Origin of the sequence: Dactylosporangium sp. NPDC006015 (genome assembly GCF_040614215.1) — a bacterium.
GTDB classification, from domain to species: Bacteria; Actinomycetota; Actinomycetes; order Mycobacteriales; family Micromonosporaceae; genus Dactylosporangium; species Dactylosporangium maewongense.
The window spans coordinates 674,216-698,315 of sequence record NZ_JBEXUD010000001.1; the positions used below are offsets into that span (position 1 = coordinate 674,216).

At 71.8% G+C, this 24,100-nt stretch carries 14 protein-coding genes and 1 pseudogene; 5 read left to right on the forward strand and 10 right to left on the reverse strand.

The window, feature by feature from the left end:
* The first annotated feature begins 6 nt into the window (after positions 1 to 6).
* The gene (locus tag ABZ321_RS03070; protein ID WP_344510173.1) at positions 7 to 780 is read left to right on the forward strand and encodes an enoyl-CoA hydratase-related protein; all 774 of its coding nucleotides are present in this window, start codon (positions 7 to 9) and stop codon (positions 778 to 780) included.
* 631 nt (positions 781 to 1,411) lie between these two features.
* Here ABZ321_RS03070 and ABZ321_RS03075 read toward each other — a convergent pair.
* From ABZ321_RS03075 to ABZ321_RS03085, 3 genes are all read right to left on the reverse strand, one after another.
* Complete coding sequence (locus ABZ321_RS03075) at positions 1,412 to 2,374, reverse strand: hypothetical protein (protein WP_344510175.1); 963 nt, start codon at positions 2,372 to 2,374, stop codon at positions 1,412 to 1,414.
* Positions 2,356 to 3,291: a transporter substrate-binding domain-containing protein gene (locus ABZ321_RS03080; RefSeq protein ID WP_354888914.1), complete on the reverse strand. Its 936-nt coding sequence runs from the start codon at positions 3,289 to 3,291 to the stop codon at positions 2,356 to 2,358. Before ABZ321_RS03080 ends, ABZ321_RS03075 begins: the two co-directional genes overlap by 19 nt.
* 115 nt (positions 3,292 to 3,406) lie before the next feature.
* Positions 3,407 to 4,189 carry an ABC transporter ATP-binding protein gene (locus ABZ321_RS03085; protein WP_344510179.1) on the reverse strand — a complete coding sequence of 261 codons (783 nt, stop codon included), beginning with the start codon at positions 4,187 to 4,189 and terminating at the stop codon, positions 3,407 to 3,409.
* Between the two features lie 79 nt (positions 4,190 to 4,268).
* Between ABZ321_RS03085 and ABZ321_RS03090 the strand changes: the two genes are divergently transcribed.
* Both ABZ321_RS03090 and ABZ321_RS03095 read left to right on the forward strand, forming a co-directional pair.
* Complete coding sequence (locus ABZ321_RS03090) at positions 4,269 to 5,291, forward strand: ATP-binding cassette domain-containing protein (protein WP_354888917.1); 1,023 nt, start codon at positions 4,269 to 4,271, stop codon at positions 5,289 to 5,291.
* On the forward strand, positions 5,288 to 6,289 hold the full coding sequence (locus ABZ321_RS03095) for an ABC transporter permease subunit (RefSeq protein WP_344510183.1): 1,002 nt from the start codon (positions 5,288 to 5,290) through the stop codon (positions 6,287 to 6,289). Before ABZ321_RS03090 ends, ABZ321_RS03095 begins: the two co-directional genes overlap by 4 nt.
* Positions 6,290 to 6,339: 50 nt before the next feature.
* Here the strand turns inward: ABZ321_RS03095 and ABZ321_RS03100 are convergent, their stop codons facing one another.
* Entirely contained in the window at positions 6,340 to 7,512 is a 1,173-nt protein-coding gene (locus tag ABZ321_RS03100) for an ROK family transcriptional regulator (RefSeq protein ID WP_344510185.1), read from the reverse strand.
* 175 nt (positions 7,513 to 7,687) lie between these two features.
* Between ABZ321_RS03100 and ABZ321_RS03105 the strand changes: the two genes are divergently transcribed.
* Positions 7,688 to 9,139 carry a glycoside hydrolase family 3 N-terminal domain-containing protein gene (locus ABZ321_RS03105; protein WP_344510187.1) on the forward strand — a complete coding sequence of 484 codons (1,452 nt, stop codon included), beginning with the start codon at positions 7,688 to 7,690 and terminating at the stop codon, positions 9,137 to 9,139.
* A 58-nt stretch (positions 9,140 to 9,197) separates the two neighbouring features.
* On the opposite strand, the gene ABZ321_RS03110 is transcribed toward ABZ321_RS03105, so the two are convergent.
* A complete protein-coding gene (locus ABZ321_RS03110; protein WP_354888921.1) occupies positions 9,198 to 10,157 on the reverse strand; it encodes a type IV toxin-antitoxin system AbiEi family antitoxin domain-containing protein in 960 nt (319 codons plus the stop codon).
* Positions 10,158 to 10,285: 128 nt separating this feature from the next.
* The gene (locus ABZ321_RS03115; RefSeq protein WP_354888924.1) at positions 10,286 to 15,145 is read right to left on the reverse strand and encodes an NAD-glutamate dehydrogenase; all 4,860 of its coding nucleotides are present in this window, start codon (positions 15,143 to 15,145) and stop codon (positions 10,286 to 10,288) included.
* Between the two features lie 204 nt (positions 15,146 to 15,349).
* On the opposite strand from ABZ321_RS03115, the gene ABZ321_RS03120 reads away from it, so the two are divergent.
* Positions 15,350 to 17,218, forward strand: a complete 1,869-nt coding sequence (locus ABZ321_RS03120) for a penicillin-binding transpeptidase domain-containing protein (RefSeq protein ID WP_354888926.1) — start codon at positions 15,350 to 15,352, stop codon at positions 17,216 to 17,218.
* 1,173 nt (positions 17,219 to 18,391) lie between these two features.
* On the opposite strand, the pseudogene ABZ321_RS03125 reads toward ABZ321_RS03120, so the two are convergent.
* The 4 genes and pseudogenes from ABZ321_RS03125 to ABZ321_RS03140 all read right to left on the reverse strand — a co-directional run.
* Positions 18,392 to 19,294 (reverse strand): annotated as a pseudogene (locus tag ABZ321_RS03125) (arginase family protein); the annotation flags it as partial.
* Between the two features lie 11 nt (positions 19,295 to 19,305).
* Positions 19,306 to 20,187 carry a tetratricopeptide repeat protein gene (locus ABZ321_RS03130; protein ID WP_354888928.1) on the reverse strand — a complete coding sequence of 294 codons (882 nt, stop codon included), beginning with the start codon at positions 20,185 to 20,187 and terminating at the stop codon, positions 19,306 to 19,308.
* Positions 20,188 to 20,191: 4 nt separating this feature from the next.
* Positions 20,192 to 21,064 carry an ATP-binding cassette domain-containing protein gene (locus ABZ321_RS03135; RefSeq protein WP_052387520.1) on the reverse strand — a complete coding sequence of 291 codons (873 nt, stop codon included), beginning with the start codon at positions 21,062 to 21,064 and terminating at the stop codon, positions 20,192 to 20,194.
* A gap of 11 nt (positions 21,065 to 21,075) precedes the next feature.
* The gene (locus ABZ321_RS03140; protein ID WP_354888931.1) at positions 21,076 to 24,090 is read right to left on the reverse strand and encodes an FtsX-like permease family protein; all 3,015 of its coding nucleotides are present in this window, start codon (positions 24,088 to 24,090) and stop codon (positions 21,076 to 21,078) included.
* Positions 24,091 to 24,100 lie beyond the last annotated feature (10 nt).

Below are 24,100 nucleotides of genomic sequence, written 5' to 3' on the forward strand. Positions count from 1 at the left end.
GACACAGTGGGCGACACCAGGCTGGTCCAGCTGGAGATCGAAGACGGTATCGGCACCATCCGCCTCTCCAGGCCGCCGGTCAACGCGCTGAACATCCAGATCCAGGAGGAGCTGCGCGAGGCCGCTGCGGCCGCGACCACCGATCCTTCGGTGCGGGCGGTCATCCTGTACGGGGGAGACAAGGTCTTCGCGGCCGGCGTCGACATCAAGGAGATGGCCGGAATGGGCTACTCCGAGATGGCCGCCAGGGCCACCGCGCTCACCGGGGCCTTCGACGCCGTCGCGCGCATCCCGAAGCCCGTCGTCGCGGCCGTCAACGGGTACGCCCTGGGCGGCGGCTGCGAGCTCGCCCTGACCGCGGACTGGCGCGTCGCCGCCGAGGACGCGACCCTGGGCCAGCCGGAGATCACTCTCGGCGTCATCCCCGGCGCGGGCGGCACACAACGCCTGGCCCGCCTCATCGGCCCTGCCCGCGCCAAGGACCTCATCATGACCGGACGCTTCGTGAAGGCCCCCGAGGCGCTGACGATCGGCCTGGTCGACAAGGTCGTCCCCGCCGCCGAGGTGTACGCGACGGCGAAGGCCATGGTCGAGCCGTTCGTCCACGGCCCGGCCCTCGCCCTGCGCGCCGCGAAGCTCGCCGTCGACAACGGCCTGGACATGGACCTCGCCTCCGGCCTGGCCTGGGAGAGCCAGCTGTTCGCCGCCCTGTTCAGCACCGACGACAAGAACGAGGGCATGACCGCCTTCATCGAGAAGCGCAAGCCCAACTTCGCCTGACCCTCACTTCATGATCCCGTGCGATTCAGGTAGCCAGGACCACCAGAACCGCACGGGATCACGAGGCGAACCGCGATCACGGCACGCACGGCACCCACGAGCGCCGCCCGCCACCATGATCGAAGGACGACCCTGGCCGCCCGCACAGCCACCCCGCGACATCGATCACGGCGCCCCCACGGCGCTGGACCATGTGAGGACGGCGGCCGGGAACGTCACGCGACCGCAGCACGGACCGCAACCACGAGAACCGACCGCCACCATGATCGAAGAACAGCCCTGGCCGCCCGGACAGCCACCACGCGACTTCGATCACGGTCGACACGGCGACGACCGCCTCACAGAGAAAGACCGCAGCGGCGGCCAAGTCCGCGGTCAGGGTGCGTTGCGCTGGTCGTGAAGCCCAGGGCGCGAGTGCGACATCGGCGGTCGGTGCGACGTGCACGGGTCGTGAAACCAACGACGGCAGGTGCTGCGGCGGCGGTCGGTGGGATGTGGACTGGTTGTGAAGACAACGACGGCGTGGAAGCACCGAGCGACGCCCTCGACGGATCGGGCGAACCCGCACGTGGACAGCGACCACCAAGACCGTCAACCCAGCGGGAAGGCGCGACCGGCACGGAGGGGTAGGTCAGCGGCGGCCCTCGCAGCGGGGGTCGGGCGGGGTGGGCCGGCGGGCCGGGGCGATCCAGCTCAGCGCCGTCTGCTCCACCGACCAGCCGTGCGCGTCGACGGTGCTGGCCGGCGGCCGGTCGCCCGCGTCGCAGAGGACCTTCGCCTGGACGCTGTCGTTGAGGACGAAGTGGACGGTGCCGCTCGTGTCGAGCAGCGTCGTCATCCGGTCGTCGACGGTGATCACCGAGCCGACGAGCAGCCCGTCGTCGGTGTCGACGGCGACCGTCGGCAGGATCGGGGCGCGCAGGAACACGACCCCGACCAGGAACGGCGCCGCGAACGCGGCCACCACGGCCGGCCAGTGCGTCACGGCCCGCGCCGCCCACGCCGGCACCGGCCCGGTCAGCAGCGGCGTCACCAGCGGCGGCAGCGCCAGCAGCACGAACGTGACCGGCTCACCCTCCCGCAGCGCCGCGACGATCGCCGGGCCGAGGAACGCGTACTCCAGCACGGCCGCGACGAACGGCAGCACCACGCCCGTGGCGGCCGCCGCCGCGCCCACGCCGGCCGCCCGCTGCCGCACGACCAGGCCGAGGATCGACAGCGCGACCATGACCAGCAGCGGCAGGAACCGCAGCTGCCAGGTCAGCCCGCCGATCACCAGCGCCACGACGACCACCCAGTCGGGGATCCGCCGGGCGGCAGCGGCCAGCCGGGACGTCGCCGCGGCGGCCGGGTCGCTGAGCTCCAGCAGCGCGCCCAGCACCCGGGTCAGCAGCAGCATCGCCGGAAACACCCACAGCAGCGCGATCACCAGCGTGCTCAGCAGGCCCAGCGGGCTCACGTACTGCACGAAGAGCAGCATGGTCTGCACGTTCTGCCGGCTGAGATACCACAGCCGCAGCACCAGCAGGACGATCGGGAACGTGGGCAGCAACGGCAGCAGCCACTGCCGGTCGCCTACCTCTCCCACGGCCACTGACGGACGTCCACCTTCGGCACCTCGGGCTGGTGGTCGATCGCCACCTGCTGATTCGGGCTGAACCGCTGCTCGCTGCGCAGGTACTTGTCATACGCCTGCTCCCACCGCCGGTCGGTGGCGTCGTGCGCCGAGCGGTACAGGTACAGGTTCACCAGGGTTTGTAAGGCCTCGTTGTCACCGCAGTTGATCCCCCACCGCTCGTCGCCGGTGAGCCCGACGTCGTGGTGCACGAGGGTCTGCCCGCCGTCCTCCGCGACGAAGCCGGCGAGGATCGCCGCGTCGGTCGTGACCGCGTCGAACTCACCCGCCTTGAGCCCGGCGACGCAGGCGCTGATCTCGTTCTTGCCCGAGAGGGTCACGCCGGCGGACCTGGCGACCTCGCTGGAGGTGGAGGTGGCCAGGGTGCAGACCCGCTCGCCACGCAGGTCCTCGAGGCTGCTGACCGGCTTGTGCGCCTTGAGCGTCACCACCGACTGCTGGGTGCTCAGATACGGCCCGGCGAAGCGCACCCCCGGCTGCTCGGACCGCTCCTTGGTGATGCTGAAGCTGGCCACGACCAGGTCGACGGTGACGAACCTGCCGTCGCCCGACCGGGCCTGCATCCTGGCCCGGTCCTCGGTCTCGATCGACAGGAACTTGACCTGGTCGGGGCGGAACCCGAGATCGCCCGCGACGAGATAGGCGATGTCGATGTCGAAGCCGGCATACTCGCCGGTGGTCCTGTCGCGCAGGCTCACGCCCGGGGTGTCGTCCTTGACCCCGATCAGCAGCTCGCTGCGCCCGCCGATGGCCCGCTGGCGCAGGTCGGCCTCCGACGGCGGCCCGACGTCGACGACCACGACGACCGCGACGACGATGACCGCCACGAGCACCACGACCCACGCGACCAGCCGCGCGACCCGGGTCCGGCGCACCGGCGCAGGGTCCGGGCCAGGGCCAGGATCATCGGGTGGATCAACAACTGGATCAGCCACCGTCGAACCCCCCGTTCAGTTACATCGAACGGTACCGCTGGGGTACGACAGTTTTCTAGGCCGCCTGAGCGTGGTAGCGACCGTCCACGATCGACAGTCGCAGCGGCAGGCCGAACGCCGCGGAGAGGTTCTCGGCGGTCACCGTCTCGTGCAGCAGGCCCTGCGCCACGACACCGCCGTCGCGCATCAGCAGCGCGTGCGTGAACTCCGGCGGGATCTCCTCGACGTGGTGCGTGACCAGCACGATCGCCGGCGAGTCGGGGTCGGCGGCCAGCTCCGACAGGCGCCGCACGAGGTCCTCGCGGGCGCCGAGGTCCAGGCCGGCGGTCGGCTCGTCGAGCAGCAGCAGCTCCGGGTCGACCATCAGCGACCGGGCGATCTGCACCCGCTTGCGCTCGCCCTCCGACAGGGTGCCGTAGAGCCGGTCGGCCAGCGCGCCGACGCCGAACTGCTCCAGCAGCGCCTGCGCCCGTGCCTCGTCCATGCGGTCGTACCGCTCGGTGAAGCGCCCGACGACCGCCCACGACGCGGTCACGACCACGTCACGCACCGTCTCGTCGGGCGGCAGCTGCAGCCCGGACGAGGAGAACCCGAGGCGGGTCTTGAGCTCGTTGATGTTGGTGCGACCGAGCCGCTCGCCGAGCACGGTCACCGTGCCACGGGTCGGGTACAGCCGCGCACCAGCGAGATTCAGCAGCGTGGTCTTGCCCGCGCCGTTGGGGCCGAGCACCACCCAGCGCTCGTCGAGCTCCACCTGCCAGCTCACCGATCGGATGAGATCGGACCGGTTGCGGGTCACCGTCGCTTTGTCCACCGCGATGACAAGGTCATCTGACACGGCCCAATCCAACCACGTGCCCGAAGCGCGGAAGGTCCGGCCCCCCACGCTCAGGGCAAAAGCCGTATCGTGCGCGGGGATGAGTGCCGTACTGGAAATCGCCGGTCTGGTGAAGACCTACCAGACACTGTTCGGCAAGCCGCGCGTCGCACTGGACCACCTCGACATGGAGGTCCACCAGGGCCAGATCCACGGGTTCCTCGGACCCAACGGATCCGGCAAGAGCACCACGCTCAAGACGCTGCTCGGGCTGCTGCACGCCGAGTCCGGTCACATGCGCATCCTCGGCCAGCCGGTGCCGAGGGCACTGCCGCAGGTCGTGTCGCGGGTCGGCGCGATCGTCGAGGCGCCGGCCTTCTTCGGCAACTTCACCGGCCACAAGACGCTGAGCGTGTTGGCGAAGGCGGGTGGCGTACCGAAGCAGCGCGTCGACGTGGTGCTGGACCAGGTCGGTCTCGCCAACCGTGCCGAGGACCAGGTCAAGTCCTACTCCCTCGGCATGCGGCAGCGCCTCGCGGTGGCCTCCGCCCTGCTGAAGGACCCCGAGCTGCTGATCCTCGACGAGCCGAACAACGGCCTCGACCCGGCCGGCATCCGGGAGATGCGCGACCTGCTCCGCGAGCAGGCGGACCGCGGCACGACCGTGGTGATCTCCAGCCACATCCTCGCCGAGATCCAGCAGATCTGCGACTCGGTCACGATCATCTCCCGCGGCCGGCGGGTCGCGGCCGGGCCGGTGTCGGAGGTGCTCGCCGCCAACGACCGCGGCACGTACCGGGTCCGCGTCGACGACACCGAGCGGGCCGCGCAGGTGCTCGCCGACGCCGGCGCGCAGGTCACGCTGTCCGGCGACCAGATCATCGTGCACGACCTCGCTGACCCGGCCTGGGTCTCGCGGGCCCTGGGCGTCAACGACCTGTGGGTCCGCGAGCTCGCCCCGGTCCAGCAGCTGGAGGACGCGTTCCTGCAGCTCACCGGGGGCGGGCCCCGGCGCGGGCAGTTCCGCCCCGTCGACAACTCCGACTGGCCTGAGCAGGACATACCCGTACAACACCCGCAAAACGACAACGGTCAGATCATCGAGAACGGACGGCCCGCATGAACCAGCTGCTGCGGGCCGAGTGGACCCGACTGTTCAGCCGCCGGGTCACGCTGGTGACTCTCGTGCTCATCGCCGGCCTGCTCGCCTTCCTGACGTTCGGGTTCTCGCTGACCCGCAGCAACCCGTCCAGCGAGGAGTACCGCACCGCCACCGAGCGCGCCGCGTCCGCCGCGGCGATCTACGACGAGAACGTCGCGCTGTGCGAGGACGTGCAGAGCGGCGTGCGCACCGGCCCGGCCGGCATGAAGTTCCCGCGTAACTGCGACTACGGCCCCCGCCCCACCGCCGACTCGATGCTCGACTACGGCTTCTCGTTCGCCCGCCAGTGGCCGGAGCTGTTCACGACCGCGGCGATCGTGCTGACGGTGGCCGGCTTCGTGCTCGGCGCGTCGTTCGTGGGCGTCGAGTGGAGCTCCGGCGGCATGCTCAACCTGCTGCTCTGGGCCCCCCGCCGCGGGGCCGTCCTGGGCAGCAAGCTGATCGCGGCCTGTGCCGGCATGGCGCTGGTGGCGGTGGTGTACCTCGCGGTCTGGACGGGCGCGTTCGTCGCCGTGGCCGCCACGAACGACACCGTCAGCACCATGGGCCTGGCGGACTGGTCGTCGCTGCTGATCACGGCCCTGCGGGTGATCCTGCTGACGATGGCCGGCACGGCGCTCGGCTTCGCGATCGCCTCCATCGGGCGGCACACGTCCGCGGCGCTCGGCGTCGGCATCGCGTACCTGCTGATCTACGAGCTCGGAGCGATCATCATCTTCGGGTTGATCGGCGGCACCGACCACTCCGAGAAGTACCGCCTCTCCAGCTACGTCTCCGCCTGGCTGAACAAGTCCTACACGTTCCAGGGCACGTCGGGGTACTGCACCGAGTCGGGCTGCGTGGTGCCACAGGACACCTTCTGGGGCAGCTGGCAGCAGGGCGGCCTGGTGATCGGCGCGGTCGTGGCGGTCGTGCTGGCCGGCGCCTTCGCCTCGATGCGCCGGCGCGACACCAACTGAGGCGCCGGCCGGCGATCAGGCGGCGTCGCCGAAGACCGCGTCGAGGGCGGTCAGGCCGTGTCGCCGAAGACCTCTTCGCGGACCGCGTCGAGGCCGGTCAGGATGGCGCCGTTGAGGACCGGCTCGCTGGACACCTCGGTGGCGACCACCCGCGGCGACACCACGGCGATCGCGGCGACCTCGTGCTGCACCCGCTGCGCGAGGTCCGCGCCGCCCGCCTGGCCGATCTCGCCGGCGAGGACGACCAGCTCAGGGTCGAGCACCAGCCCCACCGAGGCCACCCCGAGGGAGATCCGGCGGGCCAGCTCGTCGAGGAAGGGGCTGCCGTCGGTACCGGCGGCGATCGCGGCTCTGATGGCGTCGCCCGCACCGGCGGCCTTGAACCCGTGGGACTTGGCGACCGTCTTGACCGCCGCCGCGTCGGTGAGCATGCGGAAGCCGCTCTTCGCCCGGCGGGTCGCGTCGCGGCTGACCTGCGTGCCCGACACGGGCAGGTAGCCGATCTCGCCGGCCGCGCCGACGCTGCCGCGGTGCAGCCGCCCGCCGAGCACGACGGCGGTGCCGACGCCGCGGTCCAGCCAGACCAGCACGAAGTCCTTCGCCCCGATCGCGGCGCCGCTGTGCTGCTCGGCGATGGCGGCGAGGTTCACGTCGTTCTCGAACGCGACGGGCCGGCCGAGGTCCTCCCGCAGGGCCGTGAGCAGCCCCCGGTGCCAGCGCGGCAGGTCCCACGCGAACGTGATCTCGCCGCTCTTCGGGTCGACCAGGCCGGGCGTGCCGAGCACGATGCGGCGGATGCGCTCGATCGGCGCACCGGCCTCGGCGGCCGCCTCGACCACGGCGGCGTGGACGACCTTGACCGGGTCGTCCCCCTCGCCGATGGAGACGTCGGTCCGCCCGACGATTTTGCCCGTGATGTCCGCCACGCCGGCGACCACGTGCTGCGGGCCGGCCTCGACGCCGACGACGTACGCGGTCGAGGGCACCACGGCGTACATCTGGGCGTTCGGCCCGCGGCCGCCCGCCTGCTCGCCGACGCGCGCCACCAGGCCGCGCTCCTCCAGCCGCTCCACCAGCTGCGATGCGGTGACCTTGGACAGCCCGGTCAGCTCCCCGAGCTGCGCGCGGGTCAGTGGTCCCTTGCTCAGCAGCAGCTCGAGGGCGGCGCGGTCGTTGAGCGCGCGCAGCAACCTCGGGGTGCCTGGAAGGCGAGCAGAACTCATGGTGACGAACACCCCTAGTATTTAAGAAACTTTCCTATTAGATTGCCTCGGGCAACCTATACCGGAAAGCGTACGGTCACACCACCCGCACGGCCTACGCACATCTGGTCAAGATGCTCCTACGATCGTGGAAAGCGCATCAGTCTCGCACTGGTTCGCGTTGAGGGGGAACACCGTGGCGAACGATCCAGGACTCCGCAGGCTGGCGCTGGGCACGCTGCTCGGCGCGTTCCCGGGCGCACAGGCCCCGGCCTGGGCCGTCGACCTGCTCGGCGAGGGCATGGCCGGCCACCTGCTGTTCGGTTACAACATCGTCGACCGCGACCAGGTCGCCGCGCTGACCGCCCAGCTGCACGCGGCCCGCGACGGCGTGCTCATCGCGATCGACGAGGAGGGCGGCGACGTCACCCGCTTGGCGCACCGGCTCGGCAGCCCGTACCCGGGCAACGCCGCACTCGGCGCGCTGGGCGACCCGGCGATCACCCGCCGCGTGTACCGCACCATCGGCGCCGAGCTCGACCAGCTGGGCCTCAACCTGAACCTGGCGCCCACCGTCGACGTCAACACCGCCGACGACAACCCGATCATCGGCACCCGCAGCTTCGGCGCCGACCCGCACCTGGTCGCGGCGCACACCGCCGCCGCCGTGCTGGGCCTGCAGAGCGCCCGCGTCGCCGCCTGCGCCAAGCACTTCCCGGGCCACGGCGCCACCCTCGCCGACTCGCACCTCGAGCTGCCGACCGTCGACATCACCCTCGACGAGCTGCGCGGCCGCGAGCTGCCCCCGTTCGTCGCCGCCGTCGAGGCCGGCGCCAAGTCGATCATGAGCGCGCACATCCGCGTGCCCGCCCTCACCGGCGACGCCCCGGCCACCTTCAGCCGCGCCGTCCTCGTCGACCTGCTGCGCACCGAGCTCGGCTTCACCGGCGTCGTCGTCACCGACGCCCTGGAGATGCTCGGCGCCGCCCGGTTTGCCGGCAGCACCCAGGCGGGCGCCGTCCTCGCCCTCGCCGCCGGCGCCGACCTGCTCTGCATCGGCGCCGAGGTCGACGAGAAGCTGACCCTCGCCTGCGTCGACGAGATCGTCACCGCCGTCCAGGACGGCCGCCTGCCCCTGGCCCGCCTGGAGGAGGCCGTCGCCCGGGTCCAGGCCCTGTCCGACTGGACCCGTCAGGGCGACCGGACCGACCGGGAGGAGCCCGGCCTCGGGTACCCGGCGGCGCTCAGCGCCGTCCGCATCGAGGGCTCCGTGGACCGCTCCGACGCCCCGCTGATCGTCCAGCTGGAGTCGGAGTCGTCGATCGCCGCCGGCCGCGTCCCGTGGGGCCTCGGCCCGCACGTCAACGGCACCGAGCAGATCCGCGTCGTGGCCGAGCAGACCGCCCCCGAGGAGCTGCGCGCCAGGGCCGGCGCCCGCCCGATCGTCGTCGTGGGCCGCAACGTCCACCGCCTGCCGGGCGCCCGCACCCTGGTCGACACCCTGGCCGCCGCCCACCCCGTCACCGTCGTCGAGATGGGCTGGCCGTCCTCCTGGCGCCCAGCGCACGCCCGCGCCTTCATCACCACCTGGGGTGCCAGCCACGCCAACGGCCGCGCCGCCGCCGAAACCCTGGGCCTCGCCGCCTAACCCTCCCCCCATGATCCGGAAGACTTGTGGTCGCCCTGGCGACAAAAAGTCTTCCGGATCATGAGAATGGGCGGCGACGAGTAGTGCGGCGCACCGGGCAGTCGGGGCGGCGGCACGGCTGGAGCCTGCCCCGCCAGCCGCCGGCGCGGAGCGCCCGCGCGACCTGGATCGCGGTCACACAGGGCGCCACCACGTCCGCCCAGCCGTAGCGGAGCGTTCGCTGCCCGTCGGAGGCCGTCGTGTTGTCACGCCGCTGGTCGCGCCGGCGGTGCTCGTCGGGGTGATAGGCGCGGCCGTCGAGTTCGACGACAGTGGCGAATGCTCTGTACTCGACGTCCCGGTACTGCGTCGCGCCCGCCTGCCGTCGACGGACCTGCCGCCGGCCGGTGGGCAGGCGGTGCCCCCGCTCCACGTCCTTCAGGTAGCGCAGCTCCAGCACGGAGCGGGCGCCCACGGCGGCGTCGTCGACCGTCGCCTCCAGCAGCCGCCGCCAGCGCATCTTCTTGCGACGGCGCAGTGTGGCCGCCAGCCGATCAGGCGTGGTCAGGCCGCGGCTGCACGCCGCGGTGAGCCATCCGATCGCCGATGCGAGGAGTCGCTCCTGCTCGGCCAGGTCGAGCGCCGTGTCCTCGACCCTGGTGCGCCGGAGAGCCGGACCAGGGTGGACCGTGCCAACGAGCCGGACCCGGTGATGCACGACCACGCCTGGCAGCGGCCGGATCCGACGGTTGCCCGGAATGGTGACGTGGATCGGGTCGGACTGGCCGTCCACGAGTCCGTGCAGCTCGGCGGCCGAGCGGTGGCTCAGCGCGGCGCCCGGGCCGGCACCGAGCACCGCCGCCCAGAGCGAGGCGCGGCGGGGCATCTCGCCGGTGAAAGTCCGGTAGACCCCGTGGTGGACCGTCAGCCAGCGTCCCGCGTCCAGATGCGCGCGGATCGCGGACGGGGTCCAGCCCGCCGCCAGCGCCTGGCTGCGGGTCACGACCCCCGCCTGCGCCTCGACCAGCTCATCCCACACCTACCCCAGCCTGCGACCACCCCACCGCCGCGGGAAGCCTCAGCTGGCGCCTGTGGATAACTCTCCCGATGATCCGGAAGACTTCTTGCTGCTAGAGCGACAAAAAGTCTTCCGGATCATGAGGCGGGTCAGGCGGCGGAGGCGCGGACCAGGGTGCGGATCTGGCGGAGGAGGACGGAGAGGGCGGCGAGGTCGCCAGGGGACTCGGCGAACTCGCCGATGGCGTTGCGGGTGCGGGCGATCGACGTCGCGTTGCTCTGCTCCCACTCGTCGACCCGGGCCTCCGCGTCGTCGGAGGGGGCGGTGCCGTTGAGGACCTCCGCGGTCAGGGCCGCCAGCGCCGCGTACAGGTCATAGCGCAGCGCCATGCGGGCCAGGGTCTGCCAGCGGTCCTCGCGCGGCAGGTTGGAGATCTTCGACAGCAGGTTGTCGATGCGGAAGCGCTCGGAGAGCACGTAGTAGACCGTCGCGACCTCGTTGACCTCGCGGCCGGTCTGCGAGGCGACCTCCACGATGTCGAGCAGGCCGAACCCGTACATGATGCGGGTGGTCTGCTCGGCCAGCTCCTCGGGCACGCCGAGGTCGCGCAGCCGGGCAGTGTTGGCCGTCAGGACGTCGCGCTCGCGCCCCCGGAAGAGGGTGTCGAGCTCGCCGAGCAGGCGCGAGATGCCGGGCCGCAGCCGGGCGATCTCGCCGGGCACGTCGATCGGCAGGCGCCGGTTGGAGACCAGCCAGCGCACGGCGCGGTCGAGCAGCCGGCGGATCTCCAGATAGACCTCGGTCTGCGACTCGGTCGGGATCTGGTTGTCGAGGTCCTCGACGGCGGCGCGCAGGGCGTTCAGCCCATACACCTCGCGGATCACGACGGAGGCCCGCAGCACGTCGGCCGAGCCGGCGCCGGTCTCCTCCGAGGCGCGGTGGAAGAAGGACGTCCCGCCGCGGTTGACCGCCTCGTTGACGACGGCGGTGGTGACGATCTCGCGGCGCAGCGGGTGCTCCGCCATCGACTCGACGAAGCGCTCGCGGAGCGCGGTCGGGAAGTAGCCGACGAGCACCTCGTTGGTCCACTCCTCGTCGGGCAGCCCGGAGTCGAGGATCTCGTGCTCGAGCACGATCTTCACGTACGAGAGCATGACGGCGAACTCGGGTGAGGTCAGGCCGACGCCGAGCGCCGCCCTGGAGTCGAGCTCCTCGTCGGTCGGCAGCCCTTCCAGGGCCCGGTCGAGCTGGCCGCGGCGCTCCAGGTCGGCGATGAGCCGCTTGTGGACCGGCAGCAGCGACCGGGACTGGGCGCGGGCGTTGCCCAGCGCGGTGGCCTGGTCGTAGTTGTCGCGCAGGACCAGCTCGCCGACCTCGTCGGTCATCTGGGCCAGCAGCGGGTTGCGCTCGGCCTTGTCGAGCTCGCCGGCGGCGACCGCGCGGTCGAGCAGGATCTTGATGTTGACCTCGTGGTCGGAGCAGTCGACGCCGGCGGAGTTGTCGATGAAGTCGGTGGCGATGCTGCCGCCGCCGAGCGCGAACTCGATCCTGCCCCGCTGGGTCAGGCCGAGGTTGCCGCCCTCGCCGACGACCTTGACCCGCAGCTCCCGGCCGTTGACCCGCAGGTAGTCGTTGGCCTTGTCACCGACGTCGGCGTGCGACTCGCCGGTGGCCTTGACGTAGGTGCCGATCCCACCGTTCCAGAACAGGTCGACGGGGGCGGCGAGGATGGCGTGCATCAGCTCGTTGGGCGTCATGGAGGTCAGCGATGGCGGGATACCCAGCGCCTCCTTCGCCTCCGCGGTGAGCTGGATCGACTTCGCGGTGCGCGGGTAGACCCCGCCGCCGGCGGAGATGATCGACTTGTCGTAGTCGCCCCAGGACGAGCGGGGCAGTTCGAACAGCCGCTGCCGCTCCGCGAACGACGTCGCGGCGTCGGGCGTGGGGTCGATGAAGATGTGCCGGTGGTCGAACGCGGCCATGAGCCGGATGTGCCGGGACAGCAGCATCCCGTTGCCGAAGACGTCGCCGGACATGTCGCCGACGCCGACGACCGTGAAGTCGGTGGTCTGGGTGTCGACGCCGAGCTCGCGGAAGTGCCGCTTGACCGACTCCCAGGCGCCCCGGGCGGTGATGCCCATCTTCTTGTGGTCATAGCCGGCGGAGCCGCCCGAGGCGAACGCGTCGCCCAGCCAGAACCCGTACTTCACCGAGATCTCGTTGGCGATGTCGGAGAACGTGGCGGTGCCCTTGTCCGCGGCGACCACGAGATACGGGTCGTCGGGGTCGTGGCGGACCACGTCGGCCGGGGCCACGACCTTGCCGCCGTCGAGGTTGTCGGTGACGTCGAGCAGGGCGGAGATGAACAGCTGGTAGCAGGCGACGGCCTCGTCGCGGTCGCCCGGGTTCTGCTTCAGGACGAAGCCGCCCTTGGCGCCGGTCGGCACGATGACCGCGTTCTTCACCATCTGGGCCTTGACCAGGCCGAGGATCTCGGTGCGGAAGTCCTCGCGCCGGTCGGACCAGCGCAGGCCACCGCGGGCGACCGAGCCGAAGCGCAGGTGCACACCCTCGAACCTGGGCGAGTAGACGAAGATCTCGAACTTCGGCCGGGGCGCCGGCAGGTCGGGGATCGACTGCGGGTCGAGCTTGAACGCCGTGTAGGACTTCGGCCGGCCCGCCTCGCCGCGCTGGAAGAACGACGTGCGCAGCGTCGCCTGGATCAGGGTCAGGAGCGAGCGCAGGATGCGGTCCTGGTCGAGGCTGGTCACCTCGTCGAGGTCGGCGTGGATCGCCGAGACCAGCTCCTTGGACTGCACGGCGCGGCTCTCCTCCGAAAGCTGCAGCCGCGGGTCGAAGCGGGCCGCGAAGAGCGCCACCAGCTTGGAGGCGATCGCCGGGTACTGCAGCAGCGTGGTCTCCATGTAGTCCTGCGAGAAGACCGTGCCGGCCTGGCGCAGGTACTTGGCGTAGGCGCGGAGGACGACGACCTCGCGCCAGGTGAGGCCGGCCTTGATGACGAGGGTGTTGAAGTTGTCGACCTCGGCCTCGCCGCGCCAGGTGGCGGAGAACGCGTTCTCCAGGTGGGGCCGCACCTCGGTGATCGCCCGCGAGTCGGCGGGCAGCTGCAGCCCGAAGTCGTAGAGGTAGATGGTGCCGTCGGAGCGGACGACCTCGTAGGGCCGCTCGTCGGTGACCCGCACGCCGAGGGAGTGCAGCACCGGCAGGACGGCGGACAGGATCATGGGCTCGCCGTAGCGGTACACCTTGAACCGGATGTCGCTCTCGTCCTGGCGGCGCCGGTAGACGTGCATGACGAGCTGGCCCGGCTCGTCGAGCAGCTCCAGCTTCGCGACGTCCTTCACCGCCTCAAACGGCGTGTGCTCGTCCTTGTAGGTCTCCGAGATCGCCGTGCCGTAGCGCTGGTAGAGCTCCTTCGCCTGGTGCTCGTCGTCGAGCTTGCGCTCCAGCACGAGCCGGAAGTCGTCGTCCCACAGGCGGGTCGCCTCCGACAGCCGCTCGGTCAGGTCGTCGACGTCGATGTCGCCGGGCGGGTTGCCGGGCTCGGTGCGCACGATGAAGTGGACCCGCGCGAACTTCGACTCGCCGACCCGGGTGGCGTAGTCGACGCCGATGCCGTTGAGCTCGGCGAGCAGGATCTGCTGGATGCGCAGCCGGTTGGCGGTGGTGAACCGGTCCCGGGGCAGGTAGACCAGGCAGGAGATGAACCGGCCGTAGGCGTCGCGGCGCAGGAACAGCCGCAGCTGCCGCCGGCCGGCGAGGCGCAGCACGCTCATCGCGGAGCGGTAGAGCTCATCGGTGGTGATCTGGAAGAGCTCGTCGCGCGGGTAGGTCTCCAGCGTCTCCATGAGGTCCTTGCCGGAGTGGGAGCGCGGCGAGAGGCCCGAGCGCTCCACCACCTCGGCGACCTTGCGCTTGACCACCGGCAGGTCCTGCACGCTGGTGCGGTACGCCGCCGAGGAGAACAGCCCCAGGAAGCGCTTCTCGCCGGTCACGTTGCCGTCGGCGTCGAAGAGCTTGAAGCCGACGTAGTCCAGATACGCCGAGCGGTGCACGGTCGCCCTGGAGTTGGCCTTGGTGATGATCAGCAGGCGCTTCTCCAGTGCCTTGGCGTAGGCCTCGGCGGTCATGGAGCTCAGCACCCGCGGGTGCGGCTGGTCGGCGCGCAGGATGCCCAGGCCGGAGCCGAGGACGGCCTGCAGCAGGTCCTCCCCGTGCTCGCCCTTCACCAGCTTGTACTGCCGGAAGCCCAGGAACGTGAAGTGGTCGTCGGCGAGCCAGCGCAGCAGCTCCACCGAGTCGGTGATGTCCTTGTCGGGCACCGGCAGCTGCGCGCTGCCGAGCTCGTCGGCGAGCGTGAGCGCCTGGGTGCGCATCTTCGGCCAGTCCTCGACCGCTTCGCGCACGTCGTTGAGCACGCGGGCCAGGTCTGTGCGCACGATCTCGAGGTCTTGCTCGTCGCGGATGCGGTCGATCTCGATGCGGATCCAGCTCTCGACGATGTCGCCGGGGGCGGCGTCCTCGGGCTCCACCCCGCCCCGGATCTCCTCCAGGGCGCCCAGCGGCTGGCGGCGCACCACGACGAGCGGGTGGACGAGCAGGTTGACGTCGAGGTTGCGGGCCGACAGCGCGCTGGTGACGGAGTCGACCAGGAACGGCATGTCGTCGGTCACGATCTCCAGCGATGTGCCGCCGGTCACACTGAGCCCAATGCGGAGCTTCAGCTCGCCGGGCACCCGCTGCTGGGCGAGCTCGAGGTGCGACCGGGTGGCCGCCACCATCTTCGCCACCTGGCAGCTGGCCAGCTCCTCGTCGGGGACGAGTCGCCAGTAGTGCGCGACGAGTGTGGGATCGGTGTCCTGCGCTGCCGCGAGGACCACCGCCTCGGCGACGAGGTGCTCAGCGTTGGGCACTGGCTGCTCTAACTCGTCGTCTTCGATCGTTGGCTCGGCGACCGCAGTGCGCACCGTTGCCGTGGGCCGGTTCATCGGTCTGTTCTCCCCTCACCCACGACGCTGTGGGTTGTCCCGCACAGCCTAAGACGTACCCCCGACAATTCTGATCGGCCCAGCGTCGGTTAGCCGATCGACCAGTACGCCCCATACCAATTGTCCAACTTTTCCGATCTTGGGGCGTGCGGATCGTGGCTTTCATGACGCAGAATCGCCCCCATGGCCGTTTCATTTCGTCGCATGATCGCCCTCCTCGCCGGGCTGGCGATGCTCGGCGCCCTGCCCGCCTGCTCCAGCAAGCCGCCGGACGACGCGCTGAAGACGTTCCTCGCGGCGTGGGAGAAGGGCAACATCGCCGGGATGAAGTTCGTGGGCACGGACGGCAAAGCGCTCAGCGGTGACGCGGCGCAGAAGCTGTGGACCACCGTCGCCGGCGACCTCGCCGCCACCCCGCCCAAGCTGACGATCAAGGGTGCGCCCGCGGTCAAGAAGGACGAGGCCAGCGCCGTCGTGACGGTGAAGTGGCCGGTCGCCGAGTCGACGTGGGAGTACGACACCACCGTCCAGGCCAAGCGCGTCGACAAGCAGTGGACCGTGGTCTGGGGCGCCAAGACCATCAACCCGGAGCTGGAGCCCACCGACAAGCTCACCGTGAAGAAGTCGGCCGGTCCGCGCGGCAGCATCCTCGACGGCTCCGGCCAGCCGATCGTGAGCAGCAAGCCCGTGGTCATCATCGGTGTCCAGCCACGCTCCGTCACCGATATCAACATCGTGACGAAGAACCTCACCGACGCGTTCGCCGCGGCCAAGGTGCAGGTCGACCTGTCGACCCTGCCCAACAAGGTGAAGAACGCCAAGCCCGACGCGTTCGTCGAGGTCGTGACGCTGCGCAAGGAGATCTACGACACGATCTCCAACAAGCTCAACTCGACGCCGGGCATCGTCACCCGCAACTCGACGCAGACCCTGGGGCCCTCGGCGCAGTTCGCCCGCGCGCTGATCGGCACGTCCGGCGAGGTGACCAAGGAGATCATGGACAAGAACCCGGGCAAGTACAAAGTCGGCGACGTCGTCGGACTGTCCGGGATCCAACAGAAGTACGACACGGCGCTGCAGGGCAAGCCCGGCGTCTCCGTCATCGTCCCGATGCCGACCGGCACCCCGGACAAGAAGCTCTTCACCACCGAAGCGGCGCCCGGGGCGGCGATCAAGATCACCCTCGACGTCAACATGCAGAACGCGGCCGAGGCGGCCCTCGCCCTCGACACCCGCCGGTCCGCCCTCGTCGCGATCCGCATCAGCGACAACTCGATCGTCGCGGTCGCCAACGGACCCGGCGCGGCCGGCAACAACTTCGCGCTCGTCGGGCAGACCCCGCCCGGCTCGACGTTCAAGACGATCACCGCGCTCGGCGTGCTGAACAAGGGCACGACCGGCGAGACGGTGGTCCCGTGCCCGAAGACCCTCACCGTCGACGGCCGCACGTTCAAGAACTCCCACGACATGGAGCTCGGCAACGTGCCGCTGCGGACCGACTTCGCGAAGTCGTGCAACACCGCGTTCGCGTCCCTCGCCCCGCAGCTCGCGCCCGACGGCCTGGCGCAGACCGCGCAGAGCGTCGGCATCGGCATCCCGTGGGACCTCGGCGTCGACGTCTTCACCGGCAAGGTCTCCGCGAACGGCTCCAAGTCCGAGCAGGCCGCGGCCGCGTTCGGGCAGGGCACCACGCTGTCCTCGCCGGTCGCCCTGGCCGGCGCGGCCGCCGCGATCGCCCGCGGCCAGTGGAAGCAGCCGCAGCTCGTGCTCGACCCCGCGCCGAAGAACCCCGCACAGGACGGCCCGCAGCTCAGCCAGGCCGCGCTGGACCCGCTGCGGCAGATGATGCGCGAGGTCGTCACCGTCGGCACCGCCGACCAGCTCAAGAACCTGCCCGGCGACCTGCGGGGCAAGACCGGCACCGCGGAGTACGACAACGACCCCGCCCACACGCACTCGTGGTTCATGGGGTACCGCGGCGACATCGCCTTCTGCGTCTTCGTGGAAAACGGTGGCGCGAGCACCGCGGCGGCCGTCCCGATCGCCGGGAAGTTCTTCCAGACCATCGGCTGACAACCGACCGGCCCCACTCGCCGCCGCGGGTGGGGCCGCGTCGTGTCAATGCTGCTTCGGTGTCGGTTCTTCCTCGGGTGTACGAGCTGCAGGCACCACATCGGTCAGCGGCCCTTCGGGCCCCTCGACGGGCGTCCTGGACTGCGCCGGCACGAACGGCACGACGGCGCCATGGCCGGCGGGCGCGGCGGCGTCCTCGGGCTGGTCGGCGCGCCGGGCGAGCCGCCCCGACACGGGCGGCGCGGAGATCGGCGCGAGGGTCAGGGCCAGCCGGGGAGCCCGGCGCCCCTTGCGCCCCGGACGCCCGAACGGCAGCGCACCGCCCTGCTCGACCGGCTCCTCGGCGGGCTGCTCGACGGGCTCGCCCGCGACCTCGGTGACCTCTGTGACCTCTGTGACCTCCGCCGCCTCGGCCGCACCGCCGACGGCCACCCAGTCGTCGTCCACCTCGCCGAGCGCCGCCTCGGCATCCACGTCGATCGGCTTGCGGGTGGTGATCCCGATCACGGCGCCGCGACTGTACGCCGGAAGCAACGGCGCGTCGGCCTTCCCCTCCTCCGCACGCCCGGCCCTCCGGCCCACGGCCAGGTCGACCACCGCCCCGGTCCGCACGTCCACCCAGCCGAGGGGCGGCAGCTCGACCCCGACCGTCGCGGTGTCGCCGGGCTCCGGGGAGGCCGGCTCCAACCCCGCGGCATCCGACGGCTCGCCGTTCTCATCCAAGTGGATGAACTTGATCGGGGGGAGGAGCCCGGCTTCCGGCCCGAGCTCCAGGTCCGGCTCCGGCTCGAACTGCAGCTCCGGCCCGAACTCCACGTCCGGCTCCGGCTCGGTGGCTGGCTCGGGCTCTGCGTCGGACTCGAACTCCGGCTCCGCCCCGTCCTCGGCGACGTCGTGGGGCAGCGCGGCGCCGACCGGCTCGACATCCTGGTCCGGCTCCTGGTCCAGGTCCGGCTCCTGGTCCACATCCAGGCCCAGGTCCAGGTCCACATCCAGGTCCAGCGCTGGCTCCAGGTCCGGCTCCTGGTCCAGCTCCGGGTCTGGCTCCGGGTCTGGCTCCGGGGCGGCGGGCGGCGGCGGGGTGGGGAGTGCCGGGGTGAGCAGGTCCGTGTGCAGCGGCGGAGCCGACACCACCGGGGTGAGGTCGGTGGCGGCCAGGGCCGACGACGTGACGAGGGGCTCCAGGCCGGCGACGAGGACGTCGGTGACCTCGCGGGCGTACTGGCCGTCGGGGTCGTAGTCCGGGTCGAAGACGGTGACCTGCACGCCCACGCAGCGTGGGTCGGAGACCAGGCCGCTGAGCAGGATCTCCAGCTCCCGGTAGGCGATCCCGCCCACGTCGGGCGCGTCGACGGCCGGCATCACCGCCGGGTCCAGGACGTCGACGTCGACGTGCACCCAGAAGCCCGCGCAGTCGCGCAGCTGGTCGCGGGCCCACTGGGCGGAGCGGGCCGCGCCGTGCGAGCGCAGCTCCGGCACCGCCCGGGCGACGATCCCCGCGGCCTGCAGATCCAGGCGATACTCGTCGTGGGTGCGGATGCCCAGCAGGACGACGTCGACGTCGCGGAAGTACGGCCGGCGCTGCTCGATCGAGGCGAGGTTGCTCTGCCCGCGGCCGGTCGCCAGGGCGAGCGCCTCACCCGCGGCGGCGCCGACGTAGGAGGCGTTGCCCTCGTGGCGGAAGTCGGAGTGGCCGTCGACGTAGACCAGGCCGATCCGGCCGGCGAGGTCGGCCGAGTATCGCCGCATCGCCAGTCCCGCGCCGAGCAGGATCGAGCAGTCGCCGCCGAGGACGACCGGGAAGTCGCCGGAGGCGAGGATGGCGCCGATCCGGTCGGCCAGCCGGCGGACGAAGACGGCGATCTCGTCGGCCTGCGCGACGCCGTCGCCGGGCTGCCAGCCGGCCGGGTCATACCGCGAGGGGGTGATGCACCCCGCGTCGCGGGCGCCCAGCCGGGCCAGCAGGCCGCTGTCGCGCAGCGCGCCGGGAGCTTTCGCGCAGCCGGGGACCGAGGTTGCGGTCGGTGGCCGCAACCCCAGGTTGCTCGGTGCGTCGACGACGGCGATCCGGCGCATCCCGCCCCGGCTCAGAACAGCGCGCTCGCCAGCGCCCGGCGGGCTTTGGCGACCGCGGGGTCGTCGGGCCCCGCGACGGTGAACAGCGAGACGAGGTGCTTGCGCACCGTCTCGCGGTCGTCGCCGGGGGTGCGGCGGACAAGGTCGATGAGGCGCTTGTAGGCCAGGTCGGCCTGGCCGGTGAGCACCTCGATGTCGGCGGCGAGCAGCTGGGAGGGGATGTCCTCACCCGCCGCCGCCAGGACCGCCGCCGGGTCGAGCCCGGAGGTGCGGCGCAGCAGGGCGACCTGGGCCAGGCCCGACTCGGCGATCGGGTCGGCCGGCGTGTCGGCGAGGATGGCGCGGTAGGCCCCCTCGGCACCGTCGAGGTCGCCGTCCATGAGGGCGTCGTCCGCGGCGAGCAGGCGCGGGTCGTCGCCGCGCTGGACCTCGATGCCGGCGGCCTTGAGCACCGCGTCGATCCACTGGCGGAGGTGGGTCTCGGGCAGCATCTGGTTGAACGCGTCGACGGGCTGCCCGCCGACGATCGCGACGACGAACGGGATGCCCTGGATGCGGAACATCTGGGCGAGCCGCGGGTTGGCCTCGATGTCGACGCGGCCGAGCAGCCAGGTGCCATCACCTTCGGCGGCGAGCTTCTCCAGCAGCGGGGAGAACTGCTGGTGCGGCTGGCTGCCGGCGACGTAGAAGTCCAGGACGACCGGGGTCGTGACCGAACGCTGCAGGGCGGCGTCCTGGAAATTGGCCTCGGTGACGTCGAACACGAACGCCGAGCTCGGCGCGGCGGAGGGTTGGGCAGATCGCTGCGCCGCGGCCTGATTGCTCCGGGCCAGGGCTCCGAGGTCCACCGCCCCGCGGGTGAAGATCGACTGGGTCTGCCTTGGGTCGCTCATGGAGCTAGTTTTGCACGTGCCCCAAGTGGTCCGCCGCAAGTGACCGGTCGGATCCCCCTGCCACCAGTGTGACGGCGCCGTCGATGTGCTCCACGGTGAAGAGGGTGCCGGGCGGGAAGTCGCCGAGGACCTCCGGCGGCAGCTGGACGGTGCCGTCCCCGGCGACGACGGCGAAGTCCTGCCCGTCGCGGCCTTCGGCGCCGACGCGGCCGTCGCGGATGGTGACGGCGCGGCCGAGGCGGGTGCCCACGTCACCGTCGTGGGTGACGACGACGATGGTCGTGTTGCGCTCCTGGTTGACGGTCTCCAGGGCCTCGAGGACCTCGTCGCGGCCGGCGGTGTCGAGCTGGCTGGTGGGCTCGTCGACGAGCAGGAGGCCGGGCCCGGCGGCGATGCCGACGGCGAGTGCCGCGCGCTGGCGGGCGCCGGGCGCGAGCTCGTCGATGCGGGCGCGGCCGAGGCCGGGCAGGCCGACGAGGTCCAGGATGCGGTCCGGGTCGTCGAGCTTGATGCCCTCGGTGCGGGCCGCGCGGCGCTGGGCGAGCCAGATGTTGCGGTGCAGCGTCGCGTAGGGCAGCAGGTTGCGGGCGGCGCCCTGCAGCACCACGCCGATCTCGGTGCCGCGGAGGCGGGCGATCTCGCCGTCGGAGAGCTTGCCCATGTCGTACGTGCCGATGTTGACCCTGCCGGCGGAGGGCCGCATGAGCCCGGCGAGCAGCGCGATCAGTGTCGACTTGCCGGAGCCGGACGGCCCGACGAGGGCGAGGGTCTCCCCCGGCCCGATCGACAGGTCGACGCCGGCGAGGGCCACCACGTCGCCCGCCTCGGCCCGGTAGATGTGCACGACCCGCCGGCAGGCCACCGCCAACCCGTTCATGAGCAGTCCCCTTATCGCTGTCTGGTCGCGGCACGGAGCCGGGCGCCGGCGAGGAGCGCCACGCCGGCGAGGATGAGCACGGCCGCCGCCCAGGCGACGGCGACCGGAAGTGGTGACGGCCAGATCGGCACCGGGAAGGTGCCGGGGTCGTCGGTGAACACCGGAAGATGTTCGCGCACCAGCAGCCAGCTTGCCAGAGCGGCGAACGGCCCGATGACCGCCGCGGTGCCGACCAGCGTCAGGTAGCCGTTGGCGGACGCGTCGCGGCGGGCGACGCCCTGCGCCCGCAGCGCCCGCAGCTCGCCGCGGCGGCGCTGCCGGTCCAGGGCGGTGACCAGCCAGAGCGCACCGCCGGCCAGGACGACGGCGAGGCCGGCGGCGAGCTCGTGGAAGCGCAGCGCGACGGCCGGCCCCTGCTCGTCGAGGGCGTCCCGCAGCGGGCCGATGCGCTGGTCCTTCATCACCTTCAGACCCTGCGCCTGCACCCGGTCGAGGACGTCGGCCGGGGCGTTGGCGTTGAGCCAGACCTGCGGGGTGATGGTGTCGACGGGCTCGGTGGAGAGCCGCTCGGCGTAGTCGAGGTCGACGATGCCGCCGCGCGAGCCGAGGCGGGGCACCTGGACGACCTCGCCGGCGACCTGCACGGCGGTCTGGGACCCGTCGAAGGTCGCCATGTGGTCGCCCATGCCCGCGGTGCGGGCCATGACGACCGGCATCGGCGACGGCACGTCCGCCGGCATGAGCCGGTAGGCGACGTCGGCGCCCTTGTAGTTGGCCACCTCCAGGCGCAGCCCGCCGTCGGCGAGGGACACCTGCGGCACGAGCAGCTTGGGGCCGGGGGTCTCCGGGACCCGCCACTCGTCGGCCTGGCTGAAGTCGGTGACGGTCTGGCCGCGCTGGGCCATGGAGTGCAGGGTGATCGTGGCGTCGAAGCCGCGGTCCTCCGGCTGGTCGATGCGCAGCGCGGCGAGGCGGCACTTGTTGACGCACATCGGGAGGTTCTTGACGTACGTGTGGCGCCCCAGCTGCGGCGCTCCGAAGTCGACGGCGCCGGCGGCGCCCCCGTCCAGGGGCACCACGGCCAGGATGAACCTGACCCGGAACGCGTCGGCGAGCTTGTCGACGGTGATGTCGAGGCTCACGTCCTTGTTGTCCAGGATGATGCTCTCCCGCGGGACGTCGGGGCGCAGCACGGCGGCGGCCTCGGCGGCGGTGAGATGGGCGTCGTTCCACAGCGCGATCTTGGCGAGGCGGGTGGAGTCGACGGCGAGCACCGGCGGGACCGCCGAGTCCTCCGACTTCGGCAGCATCGCCGCCGCCATCGCGAAGTCGCCGGCCGGGTCCAGCGCCCGGACCTTCGTGAGCAGCTCGGTGCGGCTGACGGGCTCGACGGTGAGCACCCGGTCGGCGCCCTGCTCGACCCTGATCCGCAGGTCACGGTTGTCGTCGGAGGCGGTCGCCGCGGTCGCCGCGAAGCAGGCCAGGGCGATCGCGACCACGAACAGGGCGAGGATGCGCTGGCTGCCGGGGCGGCGGGCCATCGCGTACGCGGCGAGGGTCGGGCCGATCCTGCCGCGGCGCAGGGCGCGCCGGCCGCTGCGCTCAGCGAGGGGCAGCACGCCGCGGGCGGCGAGCAGGCCCGCCGCGATGACGACCAGCGAGGGGCCGAACGTCGCGAAGCCGGTCAGGCCGTTGTCGCCCTCGCGCAGCTGCAGCACGGCGACGACGGCGAGCACCACCACCGCGACCTCGAAGACCGGGGCGCCCCAGCGCGACAGCCGGCTCGGCACGTTGCGCAGCAGGTCGATGGTCTTCTTGGCCAGCTCCGCCCGCTGGGCGAGCACCGCCGCGAACAGGGCGCCGACGACGGCGACCAGCGCCCACGCGCTGGCTCCCTCGGACAGCGGCACGTCGCCGCTGGCGCCCAGCAGCAGCCAGGCGGCGAGCCGGACGAGGTAGTTGCCGGCGATGAAGCCGGCGGCGGCGCCGAACAGGATCGGCACGATGCTCTCGCCGGCGGCGAGCCACCAGCGGCGCGGGAAGGTGACCCCGCGCAGGGCCATCAGGCCGAGCTCGAGCCGGCGTTCGGCGGTCGCGGACGCGACGGCGACGAAGAGCACGAACCAGCACAGCAGCACGAGCGGCACCGCGGCGACCGGCACGACCTGGGCGACCAGGCCGCGGTCGCGCTCGATCCTGGTCAGCAGGTGCGGCAGGTCCGCCTTGACCGTCGGCGACCCGGACAGGCCCTGCAGCTGGGAACGGCCGCTCTCGACGGCGCCGTTGACCGCGGCGAGGCTCTCGCCGGTGATCGCGTCGTGGTCGATGACGACATCGAGGGCCTGACGCTCAGTCAGGCGCTCGATCGACTCCAGCGAGAGCCGGCTGGCGAAGATCGGTGCGGTGACGCGCCGGGCGGACTCCCGGCTGTCGAAGTAGCCGAAGTCGGCCCAGTACTGCTCGGTCACGTCGACCGGCTCGTACGCGCCGACGACCGACATGGCCGTGGGCTTGCCGGACGGCACCCACTCCTGGCCCTCGGCGTCGAACGTGGACCAGTCGACGTCCAGCACCGTCCCGATGCCGACCTTGAGCAGGTCGAGCGTCGGCTTGCTGAGGATGATCTCGCTCGGGCTGATGAAGCAGCGACCCTCGACGATCCGCACGTGCTCGCAGGTGCCGTCGCGGTACACGAACCGGGGCGCGACCGGCTCGACGCCGGGCACCGGGCCGGTCACGTACGTATTGGTCTCGGCGCTGAACACGGTCGAGAACCCGGGGAAGACGAAGACCTTGGGCGCCAGGTCCTCGAAGGCGCGGTCACCGGCCTTCGTCTCCCGGCGGGCCTGCACGACCAGCTCGTTGACGGGCGCGGCGGCGACCTCGCTCGCCACCACCGCCCGGTCGGCGGTGGTGATGTAGACCGGCGCGCTCACCGCGGCCGCCATGGCGAACATGGCCATCACGAACGCGGTCACGGCCTGCCCGGGCCGTGCCCTGATCATCGACAGCACAAGCCCGATCACGCCGCCACCT

Excerpts from the sequence above, each read along its gene's own strand:
- ABZ321_RS03090 (WP_354888917.1), top strand. The coding sequence starts at position 4,269 with ATGAGTGCCGTACTGGAAATCGCCGGTCTGGTGAAGACCTACCAGACA.
- ABZ321_RS03095 (WP_344510183.1), top strand. The coding sequence starts at position 5,288 with ATGAACCAGCTGCTGCGGGCCGAGTGGACCCGACTGTTCAGCCGCCGG.
- ABZ321_RS03100 (WP_344510185.1), bottom strand. The coding sequence starts at position 7,512 with ATGAGTTCTGCTCGCCTTCCAGGCACCCCGAGGTTGCTGCGCGCGCTC.
- ABZ321_RS03115 (WP_354888924.1), bottom strand. The coding sequence starts at position 15,145 with ATGAACCGGCCCACGGCAACGGTGCGCACTGCGGTCGCCGAGCCAACG.
- ABZ321_RS03120 (WP_354888926.1), top strand. The coding sequence starts at position 15,350 with ATGATCGCCCTCCTCGCCGGGCTGGCGATGCTCGGCGCCCTGCCCGCC.
- ABZ321_RS03130 (WP_354888928.1), bottom strand. The coding sequence starts at position 20,187 with ATGAGCGACCCAAGGCAGACCCAGTCGATCTTCACCCGCGGGGCGGTG.
- ABZ321_RS03135 (WP_052387520.1), bottom strand. The coding sequence starts at position 21,064 with ATGAACGGGTTGGCGGTGGCCTGCCGGCGGGTCGTGCACATCTACCGG.